Origin of the sequence: Alicycliphilus denitrificans (assembly GCF_044792555.1) — a bacterium.
Lineage (GTDB): Bacteria > Pseudomonadota > Gammaproteobacteria > Burkholderiales > Burkholderiaceae_C > Alicycliphilus > Alicycliphilus denitrificans_A.
On the sequence record NZ_CP126238.1, the window covers coordinates 1,839,909 to 1,854,550 of the forward strand.

The 14,642-nt window shown below is 66.3% G+C and carries 13 protein-coding genes and 1 tRNA gene; 10 read left to right on the forward strand and 4 right to left on the reverse strand.

Annotated elements, in window-relative coordinates; genetic code table 11:
- Window positions 1-102: 102 nt before the first annotated feature.
- From rseP to P7644_RS08815, 10 genes are read left to right on the forward strand one after another with little or no spacing between them, the layout of a single operon-like run.
- Window positions 103-1,464: an RIP metalloprotease RseP gene (rseP, locus tag P7644_RS08770; protein ID WP_404302848.1), complete on the forward strand. Its 1,362-nt coding sequence runs from the start codon at window positions 103-105 to the stop codon at window positions 1,462-1,464.
- A 45-nt stretch (window positions 1,465-1,509) separates the two neighbouring features.
- On the forward strand, window positions 1,510-3,807 hold the full coding sequence (gene bamA / locus P7644_RS08775; RefSeq protein WP_404302849.1) for an outer membrane protein assembly factor BamA: 2,298 nt from the start codon (window positions 1,510-1,512) through the stop codon (window positions 3,805-3,807).
- Window positions 3,807-4,331: an OmpH family outer membrane protein gene (locus tag P7644_RS08780; protein WP_404302850.1), complete on the forward strand. Its 525-nt coding sequence runs from the start codon at window positions 3,807-3,809 to the stop codon at window positions 4,329-4,331. Before bamA ends, P7644_RS08780 begins: the two co-directional genes overlap by 1 nt.
- A gap of 28 nt (window positions 4,332-4,359) precedes the next feature.
- Window positions 4,360-5,340, forward strand: a complete 981-nt coding sequence (lpxD, locus tag P7644_RS08785; RefSeq protein ID WP_404302851.1) for a UDP-3-O-(3-hydroxymyristoyl)glucosamine N-acyltransferase — start codon at window positions 4,360-4,362, stop codon at window positions 5,338-5,340.
- Between the two features lie 14 nt (window positions 5,341-5,354).
- Window positions 5,355-5,798 carry a 3-hydroxyacyl-ACP dehydratase FabZ gene (gene fabZ / locus P7644_RS08790; protein WP_404302852.1) on the forward strand — a complete coding sequence of 148 codons (444 nt, stop codon included), beginning with the start codon at window positions 5,355-5,357 and terminating at the stop codon, window positions 5,796-5,798.
- An 11-nt stretch (window positions 5,799-5,809) separates the two neighbouring features.
- Complete coding sequence (gene lpxA / locus P7644_RS08795; RefSeq protein ID WP_404302853.1) at window positions 5,810-6,598, forward strand: acyl-ACP--UDP-N-acetylglucosamine O-acyltransferase; 789 nt, start codon at window positions 5,810-5,812, stop codon at window positions 6,596-6,598.
- Window positions 6,599-6,614: 16 nt separating this feature from the next.
- Window positions 6,615-7,772 (forward strand): lipid-A-disaccharide synthase, encoded by a 1,158-nt coding sequence (lpxB, locus tag P7644_RS08800; RefSeq protein WP_404302854.1) that lies wholly within the window; start codon window positions 6,615-6,617, stop codon window positions 7,770-7,772.
- Window positions 7,747-8,379: a ribonuclease HII gene (gene rnhB, locus P7644_RS08805; RefSeq protein ID WP_404302855.1), complete on the forward strand. Its 633-nt coding sequence runs from the start codon at window positions 7,747-7,749 to the stop codon at window positions 8,377-8,379. Before lpxB ends, rnhB begins: the two co-directional genes overlap by 26 nt.
- Window positions 8,376-9,149 carry a TrmH family RNA methyltransferase gene (locus P7644_RS08810; RefSeq protein ID WP_404303164.1) on the forward strand — a complete coding sequence of 258 codons (774 nt, stop codon included), beginning with the start codon at window positions 8,376-8,378 and terminating at the stop codon, window positions 9,147-9,149. Before rnhB ends, P7644_RS08810 begins: the two co-directional genes overlap by 4 nt.
- A 24-nt stretch (window positions 9,150-9,173) precedes the next feature.
- Window positions 9,174-9,560, forward strand: coding sequence for a single-stranded DNA-binding protein (locus tag P7644_RS08815; protein ID WP_404302856.1), 387 nt, complete (start codon window positions 9,174-9,176; stop codon window positions 9,558-9,560).
- 53 nt (window positions 9,561-9,613) lie between these two features.
- Here the strand turns inward: P7644_RS08815 and P7644_RS08820 are convergent.
- The 4 genes from P7644_RS08820 to prfB form a co-directional block, all read right to left on the reverse strand.
- Window positions 9,614-9,689: transfer RNA gene (locus tag P7644_RS08820), tRNA-Thr, on the reverse strand.
- 11 nt (window positions 9,690-9,700) lie between these two features.
- Window positions 9,701-10,708 carry a class 1 fructose-bisphosphatase gene (locus P7644_RS08825; protein ID WP_404302857.1) on the reverse strand — a complete coding sequence of 336 codons (1,008 nt, stop codon included), beginning with the start codon at window positions 10,706-10,708 and terminating at the stop codon, window positions 9,701-9,703.
- A gap of 23 nt (window positions 10,709-10,731) precedes the next feature.
- Window positions 10,732-13,440 carry an aminopeptidase N gene (gene pepN / locus P7644_RS08830; protein WP_404302858.1) on the reverse strand — a complete coding sequence of 903 codons (2,709 nt, stop codon included), beginning with the start codon at window positions 13,438-13,440 and terminating at the stop codon, window positions 10,732-10,734.
- A gap of 17 nt (window positions 13,441-13,457) precedes the next feature.
- A protein-coding gene (gene prfB, locus P7644_RS08835; RefSeq protein WP_404302859.1) for a peptide chain release factor 2 occupies window positions 13,458-14,562 on the reverse strand; the annotation gives its coding sequence in 2 pieces (ribosomal slippage) (window positions 13,458-14,480 and window positions 14,482-14,562; 1,104 coding nt in all).
- Window positions 14,563-14,642: the final 80 nt, after the last annotated feature.

Here is a 14,642-nt window from a genome sequence, read left to right on the forward strand (position 1 = left end):
GTGAGCCGCTTGCGCATGTATGGCAAGGTTTTCACACAATTTTCATTGTGAAAATATTGCCTGCAAAGCGCAAGTAGCTATGATTTTTAAGAAAGCAGGCCCATGCTCACCATCGTTGCCTTCGTCGTCGCGCTCGGCCTGCTGATCGCCGTGCATGAATATGGCCACTACCGCGTGGCCGTGGCCTGTGGCGTGAAAGTGCTGCGCTTCTCGGTGGGCTTTGGCCGGCCGCTCGTGCGCTGGCAGCCCAAGGGGTCAGCCACGGAATTCGTCATTGCCGCCTTCCCGCTGGGCGGCTACGTGCGCATGCTCGACGAACGCGAGGCGCCCGTGGCGCCCGAGGAGCGGCACCTGGCCTTCAACACCCAGCCGCTGCGCGCACGCGCGGCCATCGTGGCCGCAGGGCCGCTGGCCAACCTGCTGCTGGCCGTGCTGCTGTATGCCTTGGTCAACTGGAGCGGCGTGGATGAGCCCAAGGCCCTGCTGGCCAGCCCCGTGGCCGGCTCCATCGCCCAGCGCGCCGGCCTGCAGGGCGGCGAGCTGGTCGTGGGCGCGGCCATCGGCGATCAGGAGAGCGAGCCCGTGCGCTCGTTTGAAGACCTGCGCTGGACCCTGACGTGTGGCGCGCTCGATGGCGAGAACGTGCGCCTGCTGCTGCGGCCCATGCGCGGCAATTCCGAGCGCCAGCTGGTGCTGCCCCTGAGCGAGCTGGAGGTGCGCGACGCCGATGCGCACCTGTTTCGCAAGATAGGCGTCGTCGGCCCATGGACGCGCCCCGTGCTGGGCGAGCTCGTGGCCGGCGGCGCGGCCGAGCGTGCGGGCCTGCGTGCCGGCGACCTGGTGCTGCGCCTGGGGGCGAGCGATGTGGTCGATGGCGGGCAACTGCGCGATCTCATCCGCGCCAGCGTGCGCGGCGACCAGCCTTTGGCGCAGGACTGGCGCATAGAGCGTGATGGGCGGATGCTAGATCTGCATGTCACGCCCGACGTGGTGCAAGAGGCGAGCGGCCCCGTGGGCCGCATAGGCGCCTATGTGGGCGCCGCGCCCGAGCTGGTGAACGTGCGCTACGGCGCCATGGAAGGCCTGTGGAAGGGGGTCGAGCGCACCTGGGAGGTCTCGGTGCTCACGCTGCGCATGATGGGGCGCATGGTGATAGGCGAGGCATCCGTGAAGAGCCTGAGCGGGCCGCTGACCATTGCCGACTATGCGGGCCGCTCCGCCAGCATGGGCCTGACGCAGTACCTGACGTTCCTGGCGCTCATCAGCGTGAGCCTGGGGGTGCTGAACCTGCTGCCGCTGCCCGTCCTGGATGGAGGACACCTGATGTATTATCTTTGGGAAGGGCTGACGGGGCGCAGCGTATCCGAAGCCTGGATGGAACGCTTGCAGCGCGGGGGCGTCGTGGTGCTCCTTCTCATGATGTCCATCGCCCTGTTCAACGACCTCACCCGGCTATTTGGCTAACCTTTTCGACGCTACTGCACCGTGGTAGCGGCTCCAGCTTCACTCATGAGAAAACACATCAATCGCCTGGGCGTGCGCACCGCATCGGCCGTCGTGGCCATGGTTTTTGCCTCCCATGCCGCCTGGGCCCTGGCGCCCTTCAAGGTGCAGGACATCCGTGTCGAAGGCCTGCAGCGCGTGGAGCCCGGCACCATCTTCGCGTCGCTGCCGCTGCGCGTGGGCGATGACTACAACGACGAAAAGGGCGCGGCCGCCATCCGCGCGTTGTTCGCGCTGGGCCTGTTCAAGGACGTGCGCCTGGAGGCATTGGGCAACGTGCTGGTCGTGGTGGTCGAGGAGCGCCCCACCATTGCCGACGTGGAGTTTGCCGGCACCAAGGAGTTCGACAAGGACACCCTGAAGAAAGCCATGCGCGACGTGGGCCTGACCGAAGGGCGCCCGTTCGACAAGGCGCTGGCCGACCGCGCCGAGCAGGAATTGAAGCGCCAGTACATCAACCGCAGCCTGTACGGCGCCGAGGTGGTGACCACCGTCACGCCGATCGAGCGCAATCGCGTGAACCTCACCTTCACCGTGACCGAGGGCGAGCCCGCCAAGATCAAGGACATTCGCGTCGTCGGCAACAAGGCCTTCAGCGAATCCACGCTCAGGGGCCTGTTCGACCAGGACACGGGCGGCTGGATGAGCTGGTACACCAAGTCCAACCGCTATGCGCGCGCCAAGCTCAACGCCGACCTGGAGACGCTGCGCTCGTACTACCTGGCGCGCGGCTACCTGGAGTTCCGCATCGACTCCACGCAGGTGGCGATCTCGCCGGACAAGCAGGACATCTCCATCACCATCAACGTGACCGAGGGCCAGAGCTATGTGGTCTCGGGCGTGAAGCTGGAGGGCAACTACCTCGATCGCGACGACGAGTTCAAGTCCCTGGTCACCATCCGCCCGGGCGAGCCCTACAACGCCGACAAGGTGGCCGAAACCACCAAGGCCTTCACCGACCACTTCGGCAATTTCGGCTTCGCCTTCGCGCGCGTGGAGGCGGTGCCCGAGATCGACCGCGAGAGCAGCCGCGTGGCCCTGGTGCTGCGTGCCGAGCCCTCGCGCCGCGCCTATGTGCGCCGCATCCAGGTCAGCGGCAACAACCGCACGCGCGACGCCGTCATCCGCCGCGAGTTCCGCCAGTACGAGGCCTCCTGGTATGACGGCGACAAGATCAAGCTGTCGCGCGACCGCGTGGACCGCCTGGGCTTCTTCACCGAGGTCAACGTGGAGACGCAGGAGGTGCCGGGCTCGCCCGACCAGGTGGATCTGGTCATCAACGTGGTCGAAAAGCCCACCGGCTCGCTGCAGCTGGGCGCGGGCTTCTCCAGCGCCGAGAAAATCTCGCTGTCCTTTGGCATCAAGCAGGAAAACGTCTTCGGCTCGGGCAACTACCTGGGCGTGGACGTGAACACCAGCAAGTACCGCCGTACGCTGGTGTTCTCCACCACCGATCCCTACTTCACGCAGGACGGCATTTCCAGAACCCTGGACCTGTACTACCGCACGGCCAAGCCCTACCAATACCAGGGCGGCGACTACGAGCTGGTCACGGCCGGCACCAGCGTGCGCTTTGGCGTGCCGTTCAGCGAGACCGATACCGTGTTCTTCGGCGGTGGCCTGGAGCAGACGCATATCAAGTCAGGCACGAACATCCCCGCGGCGTACCTGGCGTATGCGCGCGAGTTTGGCGACACCAGCTGGTCCCTGCCTCTCACCGTTGGCTGGTCGCGCGACGACCGCGACAGCGCCCTGGCGCCCAATTCGGGACGCTACCAGCGCCTGAATACCGAATGGTCCGTGGCCGGCGATGCGCGCTACATCCGCGGCAACTACCAGTACCAGCAGTACATACCGCTGAACAAGCAGTACACCATCGCCTTCAACGGCGAACTGGGCCTGGGCAAGGGCATGAACGGCCAGCCCTTTCCCGTGTTCAAGAACTTCTATTCGGGCGGCCTGGGCTCGGTGCGTGGTTTCGACCAGGGCACGCTGGGTCCGCGCGACGTGACCGGCGCGTCTTTGGGCGGCCCCAAGAAGATCACGCTGAATGCCGAGCTCATCGCGCCGTTCCCCGGTGCCGGCAACGACCGCACGCTGCGCTGGTTCGCGTTTGTTGACGCAGGCAACGTGTACGGCGAGGATGACAAATGGGAACTGAGCGAGCTGCGCGCCTCCGCAGGTCTTGGCCTGAGTTGGATTTCCCCACTTGGCCCGCTGCGTTTGGCCTATGCGCAGCCGATGCGCAAATTTGCCGGCGATAGAATCCAGAAACTGCAATTCCAGATCGGAACGTCTTTCTAATGAAACCCTTTTCCCGCCATATTCCCCTGGCCATTCTGCTGGGCTGCCTGGCAACCGCCGTACCTGCCCAGGCCCAGGAGTTCAAGGCCGGCTTTGTGAATACCGACCGCATCTTCCGCGAGGCCAGCACCGCCAAGGCGGCACAGGCCAAGCTGGAGCAGGAGTTCTCCAAGCGCGAGAAAGAGCTCGTGGACATGGGCAATACCTTGAAGAGCGCCACCGAGAAATTTGAGCGCGAGGCACCCACCATGGCCGAGACCCAGCGCGTGACGCGCCAGCGCCAGCTGGTGGATCAGGATCGTGATTTCCAGCGTAAGCGCCGCGAGTTCCAGGAAGACCTGAACGCACGCAAGAACGAGGAACTGGGCCAGGTGCTCGAGCGCGCCAACAAGGTCGTCAAGCAGGTGGCCGAGGCCGAGAAGTACGACGTCATCCTGCAGGAAGCCGTCTACATCAACCCCAAGCACGACATCACCGACAAGGTGATCAAGGCCATGAACGCTGCCGGCAACGCCGGCAAATAAGCCGCTGGCGCATACGAACGGGTCAGGCGTGAGTTTGCAACTCGGGCAGATCATCGATGCACTCGGAGGCAGCCTTGAAGGAGCCGGCAGAGACACCGAAATCCGGCGCATCGCGCCGCTGGATTCGGCCGGCAGCGGTGACCTGGCCTTCCTGAGCAACCCACGCTACCAGTCGCAACTGGCCGCCTCCCGGGCGGCCTGTGTCATTGTGGGCCCGGGCATGCGCGCCGCGGCGCTGGCGCGTGGCGGCTGCATCGTGGCCGACGACCCCTACGCCTACTTTGCGCGGCTCACGCAGTTATGGGTGCGTGCACAGGGGCAGGGCGCGCCGGCCGGCGTGCATCCGAGCGCCGTCGTCGATGCGCAGGCGCAGGTCCACCCCACGGCTTGCATAGGGCCGCTGTGCGTGGTCGAGCGCGGCGCCGTGATTGGCGCGCACACGGTTCTCAAGTCCCGCGTCACGGTGGGCGAGCGCTGCTCCGTGGGCGCGCGCTGCATCCTGCATCCGGGCGTGGTGATAGGGGCGGACGGCTTTGGCTTTGCACGCCAGCAGGGCGAGTGGATCAAGATCGAGCAGCTCGGCGCCGTGCGCATCGGCGATGATGTGGAGATCGGTGCCAACACCTGCATAGACCGTGGCGCACTCGAAGACACGGTGATCGAGGATGGCGTCAAGCTCGACAACCTGATCCAGATCGCGCACAACGTGCACATAGGCCGGCACACGGCCATGGCTGGTTGCTCGGCCGTGGCCGGCAGCACGCGCATCGGCGCGCATTGCACCATTGCGGGGGCCGCTTCCATCGTCGGACACCTGCAGTTGGCGGACAATGTGCACATCTCCACCAACACGGTGGTCACCCATTCGATCACCAAGCCCGGCCAGTACACCGGGGTGTTTCCCATGGATGACAACGCCAAGTGGGAAAAGAACGCGGCCACGCTGCGCCAGCTGTACAAGCTGCGCGAACGTATCAAGGCGCTGGAACAAACACTCAAGGACGGCTAGGCCGCAATACAACAATGATGGACATTCACGCAATCCTCAAGCAACTGCCACACCGCTACCCCTTTCTGCTGGTGGACAGGGTGGTCGAGCTCGAGCGCAACCAGCGCATCCGGGCGGTCAAGAACGTGACCTTCAACGAGCCGTATTTCACCGGCCATTTCCCGGGACGCCCGGTCATGCCCGGCGTGCTCATCCTGGAGGCCCTGGCTCAGGCGGCGGGCCTGCTGGCCTTTGATGCCATGGGCCAGGTGCCCGACGAGAACAACATCTATTACTTCGTCGGTATCGACGGAGCGCGCTTCAAGCGCCCGGTGGAGCCGGGTGACCAGCTCATCCTGGAGATCACCATAGACCGCGTGCGCGGCGGTGTCTGGAAGTTCAACGGCGTGGCCCGCGTGGGCGATGAGGTCGCCTGCGAGGCGCAGCTCATGTGCACCATGCGCAACGTCGGTGGTTGATGACGCAGCCTGTGAGCAATATCCACAGCACGGCCATCATCGCGCCAGGGGCCGAGATCGACCCCAGCGCTACGGTGGGACCCTATGCGCTCATCGGTGCCCATGTGCGCATTGGCGCGCGCACCACGGTGGGCGCGCACTGCGTGATCGAGGGCCACACCTGCATCGGCGCGGATAACCACATCTTTCAGTTCGCCTCGCTGGGCGCGGCGCCGCAGGACAAGAAGTACGCGGGCGAGCCCACGCGCCTGGTGATCGGCGAGCGCAACACCATCCGCGAGTTCTGTACCTTCAACACCGGCACGGTGCAGGACCAGGGCGAGACCCGCATCGGCGACGACAACTGGATCATGGCCTACGTGCACATCGCGCACGACTGCGTGGTGGGCAACCAGGTCATCCTGGCCAACAACGCCACCCTGGCCGGCCATGTGCATGTGGGTGACCAGGTCATCATTGGCGGCCTGACGGGCGTGCACCAGTTCTCCAAGATTGGCGCCCATGCCATGGCGGGCTTTGCCAGCCATGTCTCGCAGGACGTGCCGCCCTTCATGATGGTCGATGGCAACCCCCTGGCCGTGCGCGGCCTGAACCTGGAGGGGCTGCGCCGCCGCGGCTTTTCGGCCCAGCGCGTGGCGGCCCTCAAGCAGGCCTATCGCCTGCTGTACCGCCAGGGCCTGACACTGGAGGCAGCCCTGTCGGCCCTGGCCGAGCTGTCGCAGTCGCACCCCGAGGCCGAGGGCGACATCACCCTGCTGTGCGATTTCGTCGCCGCATCGCGGCGCGGCATTGCCCGCTGATCAGCCGCCCTGCGCCATGGCTTCCAATCCCCCTCGTGTCGCCATGGTGGCCGGCGAGACCTCCGGCGACCTGCTGGCCGGCCTGCTGCTCGACGGCCTGCGCGCCCAATGGCCTGGCGTGGCCAGCGTGGGCATAGGCGGACCGCGCATGCAGGAGCGCGGCTTTGACGCCTGGTGGCCCAGCGAGCGCCTGGCCGTGCATGGCTACAGCATTGAGCTGGTGCGGCGCCTGCTGGGCATCCTGAAGATGCGCAAGGCCTTGCGCGCACGCCTGCTGGCCGACAGGCCCGACGTGTTCATCGGCGTGGATGCGCCCGACTTCAACCTGGGCCTGGAGGCCGACCTGCGCGCAGCCGGCGTCAAGACCGTGCACTTCGTCTGCCCGTCGATCTGGGCCTGGCGTGCCCACCGCGTCGAGAAGATCCGCGCCGCTGCCGACCATGTGCTGTGCATCTTCCCGTTCGAGCCCGCGCTGCTCGCGCGCCACGGCATCGCCGCCACCTACGTAGGCCATCCTCTCGCCAGCGTCATCCCCATGCAGCCCGACCGGCTGGCCGCGCGCGCCCTGCTGGGCCTGGCGCCGCAGGACGAGGTGCTGGCCATCCTGCCGGGCAGCCGCTCGGCCGAGGTCGCCTATATCGCAAAACCATTCTTTCGGGCTGCAGCGCTTATCAGTAAAGCGCGGCCAGCTATCAAAATGGTTGTTCCTGCGGTGCCCGCCCAGCGCGCGCGCATCGAGCAGATCGCGCGCGAATGTGGCGTGCTGGACCGCCTCACCATCGTCACCGGCCAGTCGCACCAGGTGCTCGCCGCCTGCGATTGCACGCTGATCGCCAGCGGCACGGCCACGCTGGAGGCGGCGCTGTTCAAGCGCCCCATGGTCATCGGCTACCACATGCACCCCATCAGCTGGCGCCTGATGCGCGGCAAACAGCTGCAGCCCTGGGTGGGCTTGCCCAACATCCTGTGCCAAGAGTTCGTCGTGCCCGAGCTGCTGCAGGACGCCGCCACGCCAGAGGCCCTGGCCGCGGCCGTGCAGCAGTGGCTGGATGCGCCCACACAAGACCCCGGGCGCATCGCGCGCCTGGAGCAGCGCTTCACCGCGCTGCATGAACAACTACAGCGCGACACCTCCCGCCTTGCCGCCGATGCCCTCCAAAAAATCCTTGCCTGAGCAAGCCTGCTTCCAATGGCATGCGAGCGGCCTCGTGGCCGGTGTGGACGAGGCCGGCCGAGGCCCGCTGGCCGGGCCCGTGGTCGCGGCCGCGGTGATCCTGGACGAACTGCAGCCCATTGCCGGCCTGGCCGATTCCAAGACCCTCACGGCCACGCGGCGCGAGGCTCTTTTCAACGAGATCCGCGCCAAGGCCCTGTGCTGCAGCATTGCCGAGGCCACGGTGGAGGAAATCGACCGCCTCAACATCCTGCAGGCCACGCTGCTGGCCATGCGCCGCGCCGTGCAGGGCCTGCGCCTGAAGCCCACGCTGGCGCTGGTGGACGGCAATCGCCTGCCGCAACTGGACATACCGGCCGAGGCCATCGTCAAGGGCGACGCGCGCGTGGCGGCCATCTCGGCGGCCTCCATCCTGGCCAAGGTCACGCGCGACCGCTGGTGCGCCGAGCTGCACACGCAATACCCCCAGTACGGCTTTGCCGGCCACAAGGGCTACGGCACCGCCGAGCACCTGGCGGCCCTGCAGGCACATGGGATTTGCCCGCAGCACCGCCGCTCCTTCGCACCCGTGGCGCGCGCCCTGCAGGCCGTGCCCGCATGCCCATGACCCCTACGCCCACCACCATCCATTCGCGCGACAACGCGCTGCTCAAGGACCTGCGCCGCCTGTCGCAGGACAGCACGGCCTACCGCAAGCAGGGCCGCGCCTGGCTGGAGGGCGACCACCTGTGCGGCGCCGCGCTGGCGCGGGGGCAACGCCCGGTCATTGCCGTATTTTCTGAATCTTTTTGGCCTGAAGCGCCGGTGCAATATGCGCAAGCAGCTACTAAAAACGTAGTCATTGCCGACGCCCTGTGGCGGGACATCAGCGGCCTCGAATCCCCCGCGCGCATGGGCTTCGTGCTGGCGCTGCCGGCAGAGCAGGGTCTTGATGCGCAGGCGCCCACGGTGGTGCTCGACCGCCTGCAGGACGCGGGCAACGTGGGCTCCATCCTGCGCAGCGCCTCGGCCTTTGGCTTTACCCAGATCGCCGCGCTCAAGGGCACGGCGGCGCTGTGGTCGCCCAAGGTGCTGCGCGCCGGCATGGGCTCCCACTTTGCGCTGCGCCTGGTGGAGGGGCTGGACGTGGCAGACATCGACGGCCTGGCCGTACCCCTGCTGGCCACCAGCTCGCACCAGGGCGACTGGCTGCACCGCGCCCGGCTTCCCTGGCCCTGCGGCTGGATCATGGGCCACGAAGGGCAGGGCGTTTCGCCCGAGCTGCAGCGGCGCGCACGCCAGCACATCCGCATTGCGCAGCCGGGCGGCGAAGAGTCGCTCAACGTCGGCGCGGCTGCCGCCATTTGCCTGCATGCCAGCGCCGCGGCGCGCGGGTGAAGAACTCGCCAGAAACTCGAAAAAATGATAGACGCCCTGATTTCCGGCAAGCTGCATGCTCACCCTGAGCAGCGCACCAGCAAGACCGGCAAGACCTACGCCACCGCCAAGATGATGGCGGCCGGCGGCGACGGCCAAAGCCTGTTCGTCAACTGCATTGCCTTCGACGAAGCGCCGGTGGAGGCATTGCTGGCACTGGTTGCCGGCGACAGCCTGGCCGTGGCCGGCAGCATCACACCCAAGGTCTGGATCGACCGCGACGGCCACCACCGCCCGGCGCTGGACGTGGTGGTGTCCCGCGTCCTGACCGCCTACCACGTCACTCACAAACGCCGCGCCATGCAGTCCCAGAGCAGCAGCCCACAGGTCCGGCAGCAGCCCATGGATGACGGCGATCCGTTGGATTTCTGAAGACGCGCAGAAAAGTAAAAAGCCCTGACTCTTGCGAATCAGGGCTTTTTATTTGGTGCCGGAGAGATGAATCGAACACCCGACCTTCTCATTACGAATGAGCTGCTCTACCGACTGAGCTACACCGGCTAAGCCTCGAATTATATACCGTTGTGGTAGCTGGTCACGCGTTCGACCTCATTTTTTGAGCCCAGGATCACGCTCACGCGTTCGTGCAGCTGGGTGGGCTGGATGTCGAGGATGCGTTGTTTGCCGTTGGTGGCGGCGCCGCCGGCTTGCTCGATGAGCCAGCCCATGGGGTTGGCTTCGTACATCAGGCGCAGCTTGCCGGGCTTGTGGGGTTCGCGCTTGTCCCAGGGGTACATGAAGATGCCGCCGCGGCTCAGGATGCGGTGTACGTCGGCCACCATGCTGGCGATCCAGCGCATGTTGAAGTCCTTGCCGCGCGGGCCTTCCTTGCCGGCCAGGCATTCGTCGATGTAGCGCTTGACCGGTTCGTCCCAGTGGCGCATGTTGCTCATGTTGATGGCGAATTCCTTGGTGTCCTCGGGAATGCGCACGTTTTCGCGGATGAGCACGAAGGAGCCTTGCTCGCGGTCCAGCGTGAACATGGCCACGCCGTCGCCCACGGTGAGTACCAGCGTGGTCTGCGGCCCATAGACGCAGTAGCCGGCCGCCACTTGGTTGGAGCCGGGCTGCAGGAAGTCGTCGTCATGCACGCCGGGGTGGCCCTCGGGCTTCTTCAGCACGCTGAAGATAGTGCCTATGCTCACGTTCACATCGATGTTGGAAGAGCCGTCCAGCGGGTCGAACATGAGCAGGTATTCGCCCTGCGGGTAGCGGTTGGGCACGACGTAGATGCCCTCCATCTCCTCGCTGGCCATGGCCGCCAGGTGGCCGCCCCATTCGTTGGCCTCAATCAGGGTCTCGTTGGCGATGATGTCGAGCTTCTTCTGCACCTCGCCCTGCACGTTCTGGCTGCCGGCGGTGCCCATCACGTCGCCCAGTTCGCCCTTGTTGACGGCCAGTGCGATGCGCTTGCAGGCGCGCGCTACCACCTCCAGCAGCAGGCGCAGCTGAGGCGGGATGCGGCCATCCACGCGCTGTTGTTCGACAAGGTAGCGGGTCAGGCTGATGCGTTCGGTCATGGGTAGGTCCTTTTTCCTTTGAGTCAATCGGCCAGGGCGCGCGTGACGACTTCGCGCACGTCGTTGGACAGCTCGGGCTTGGCGGCGATGCGGGCGATGGCCTCGCGCGCGGCGGTGCGGTAGGGCTCGGCCAGTTTCTTCCAGCGGTCCAGCGCGCGCGCCAGGCGGGCGGCGACCTGCGGGTTGATGGCGTCCAGCTCCAGCACGCGCTCGGCCCAGAATACGTAGCCCGCCGCATCCTGGCGATGGAAGGCTCCGGGGTTGGCGCTGCAGTAGCTGAAGATGACGCTGCGCGCGCGGTTCGGGTTCTTGATGTGGAAATCCGGGTGCTTCATCAAGGCCTTCACGGCGGGCAGCACGTTGCCGCCGCGGTCGGTGCCGCCGGCCTGCAGGGCAAACCATTTGTCGAGCACCAGCGCATCGTCCTTGAACAGCGCATGAAAGCGCGCCAGCGCGGGCTGGGCCAGTTCGTGGCCGCTCGCGACCAGGGCCGACAGCGCGTTGAAGCGGTCGGTCATGTTGCCCGCATCCTTGAAGCGCTGGTAGGTCTTGCCGGGCCAGACGGCGTCATGGTTCGTGCGCGCGGCCAGGCACAGCATGGTCAGCGCCAGGCCGGCGAGTGCGCGCCGGCCGGCGGCGGCGGCATCGGGGCGGTAGGCCCCGCAGGCCTGGTGTTCCTCCCAGGCCCAGGCCCAGTCGGCGTGCAGGGCCAGGGCCAGTTCGGCGCGCATGGCCTCGCGCACGGCGTGCACGCGCTGCGGGTCCACCACGTCCAACTGCTCGGCGATGTAGCTCTCGGACGGCAGCGTCAGCACCAGCTCCTTGAAGGCCGCATCCAGCTGCGGGTGGCGCAGCACCGCGCGCATGGCCTGCACCAGGGCAGCGGGCAGCAGGTTTTGATCAATTTGGCCGTTAGCGCCCGTGGTGACAGCGCTATCAGCTATTGCGTTGATAGCAATGCGCAGCATCAGGCGCTGGCCGGCCTCCCAGCGGTTGAAGGCGTCGCCGTCGTGCGCCAGCAGGGTGAGCAGCTCGGCGTCGCTAAAGGAGCAGTCCAGCACCACCGGGGCGCTGAAACCGCGCAGCAGCGATGGCACGGGCTGGCTGTCCACGTTGATGAAGCTGAGCGTGAGGCTTTCCTCGGTCAGCACCACGGTGCGCTCGGCGGCGCCGGCTACGGCCTCGCCATCGAGCTGCAGCGGCAGGGCGGCACCATGAGCGCCCAGCAGGCCCAGCGTCACGGGGATGACGAAGGGCTGTTTGCTCGGCTGCCCTGGCGTGGCGGCGCAGCTTTGCGACAGCGTGAGCGTGTAGCGGCGCGCATTCGGGTCGTACTGGCCCACGGCCCGCACATGGGGCGTTCCAGCCTGGCTGTACCAGCGCTTGAACTGTTCCAGGTGCTGCGCCAGCGGGCTTGCCGGGTTGGCGTCGGCGATCGCCTGCGCGAAGTCGTCGCAGGTCACGGCCTGGCCGTCGTGGCGCTCGAAGTACAGCTTCATGCCGCGCGCAAAGCCTTCGCGCCCGACCAGGTTGTGCTGCATGCGCACCACCTCGGCACCCTTCTCATAAATGGTGACGGTGTAGAAGTTGTTGATCTCGACGTAGCTGTCGGGGCGCACCGGGTGGGCCATGGGGCCGGCGTCCTCGGGGAACTGCGCGGTGCGCAGCACGCGCACGTCCTCGATGCGCTTGACGGCGCGCGCCGATGGGCTGCCCGCCATGTCCTGGCTGAATTCCTGGTCGCGGAACACCGTCAGGCCTTCTTTCAGCGAGAGCTGGAACCAGTCGCGGCAGGTGACGCGGTTGCCCGTCCAGTTGTGGAAGTACTCGTGGCCGACCACGCTCTCGATGTTGGCAAAGTCGGTGTCGGTGGCCGTGGCCTCGCTCGCCAGCACGTACTTGGTGTTGAAGATGTTCAGGCCCTTGTTCTCCATGGCGCCCATGTTGAAGTCGCTGGTGGCGACGATCATGAAGCGCTCCAGGTCGAGCGACAGGCCAAAGCGCGCCTCGTCCCAGGCGATGGAGGCCATGAGCGAGTTCATGGCGTGCTCGGTCTTGCCCAGGTCGCCCGGGCGCACCCAGACCTGCAGCAGGTGCGGCCTGCCGGCGCGGCTGATGATCTGCTGCTCGCGCGCCACCAGCTTGCCGGCCACCAGCGCGAACAGGTAGCAGGGCTTCTTGTGCGGATCGACCCAGCGCGCGAAATGGCGGCCGTCTTCCAGCTCGCCCGACTCCACCAGGTTGCCGTTACTGAGCAGCACCGGGTATTCGCTCTTGCTGGCGCGCAGCAGCACGCTGTAGCTGGCCATGACGTCGGGCCGGTCCAGGAAGTAGGTGATGCGCCTGAAGCCCTCGGCCTCGCACTGCGTGAAGAAGGTGCCCTGGCTCACGTACAGGCCCGACAGCTGGGTGTTCTTGGCCGGGGCGCAGGTGGTGAAGATCTCCAGCGCGAAGGGCGCATCGCCCTCGGGCAGGTTCTCCAGCACCAGCTCGCCCTCCTCGATCTTGAACGAGGTGCCGGCGCCGTTGACCAGCACGCGCGCCAGGTTCAGCTCCTGGCCATGCAGGCGCAGGCTCTGCGGGGCAACGGCGGCGTTGCGGCGCACCTGCATCCTGTTGAGCACCCGGGTCTTGGCCGGGTCCAGGTCGAAGGTCAGCTCGACGCTGTCGATCCAGAACGCGGGCGGGGCGTAGTCCAGGCGCTGAATGGCCTTGGCTTGTCCTTCTTTCATCGTGCTTGTCCTTTTTATTACAGGCCTTGCTTGAGCGAGGCCTCGATGAACGCATCCAGGTCGCCGTCCAGCACCTTCTGCGTGGCCGAGATTTCCACGTTGGTGCGCAGATCCTTGATGCGGCTGTTGTCCAGCACGTAGCTGCGGATCTGGTGGCCCCAGCCGACGTCGGTCTTGGTGTCCTCGAGCTTTTGCTGCTCTTCCATGCGCTTTTGCATCTCCAGCTCGTAGAGCTTGGAGCGCAGGCGCTGCCAGGCCACGTCGCGGTTGCTGTGCTGGCTGCGTCCGTCCTGGCACTGCACCACGGTACCCGTGGGGATGTGCGTCAGGCGCACGGCCGAGTCGGTCTTGTTGATGTGCTGGCCGCCCGCGCCGCTGGCGCGGTAGGTGTCGGTGCGCACGTCGGCGGGGTTGATGTCGATCTGGATCGAGTCGTCGATCTCGGGGTAGACGAACAGGCTGGCAAACGAGGTGTGGCGCCCGCCCGAGCTGTCGAAGGGCGACTTGCGCACCAGGCGGTGCACGCCGGTCTCGGTGCGCAGCAGGCCGTAGGCGTAGTCGCCCTCGATGTGGATGGTGGCGCTCTTGACGCCGGCTACGTCGCCGGGCGTTTCCTCATCCACCGTGGCCTTGAAGCCCTTGCGCTCGGCGTATTTCAGGTACTGGCGCAGCAGCATGCTGGCCCAGTCGCAGGCCTCGGTGCCGCCGGCGCCGGCCTGGATGTCGATGTAGCAGTTCAACGGGTCGGCCTCTTTGCTGAACATGCGGCGGAATTCAAGTTCCTCGATCAGCGGGCGCAGCTTGTCCGTCTCGGCCTCGATGGTCAGCAGGCCGGCCTCGTCGTCTTCTTCGCGGCTCATCTCGTAGAGCTCGGCGTTGTCGGCCAGCTCGGCGCTGAGCTTTTGCAGCGTCAGCACCACGGCGTCGAGCGACTTCTTCTCCTTGCCCAGCTCCTGGGCCTTCTTCGGGTCGTTCCAGCAGGCCGGGTCTTCCAGCGAGGCGTTTACCGTGCGCAGGCGTTCGTACTTGGCATCGTAGTCAAAGATACCTCCGTAGCTCTTGCGTGCGGTTCGCCAGGTCTTCGAGGGTGTTGCCGATCTGGTTGATGTGTTCTGCTTCCATGGTGCGGGTGTCCTGTGTGGTTCTTACGGAATAACCCGCAATTTTCTCATGGCGCGCACATCGGGGTGCGGCGGCGGCGT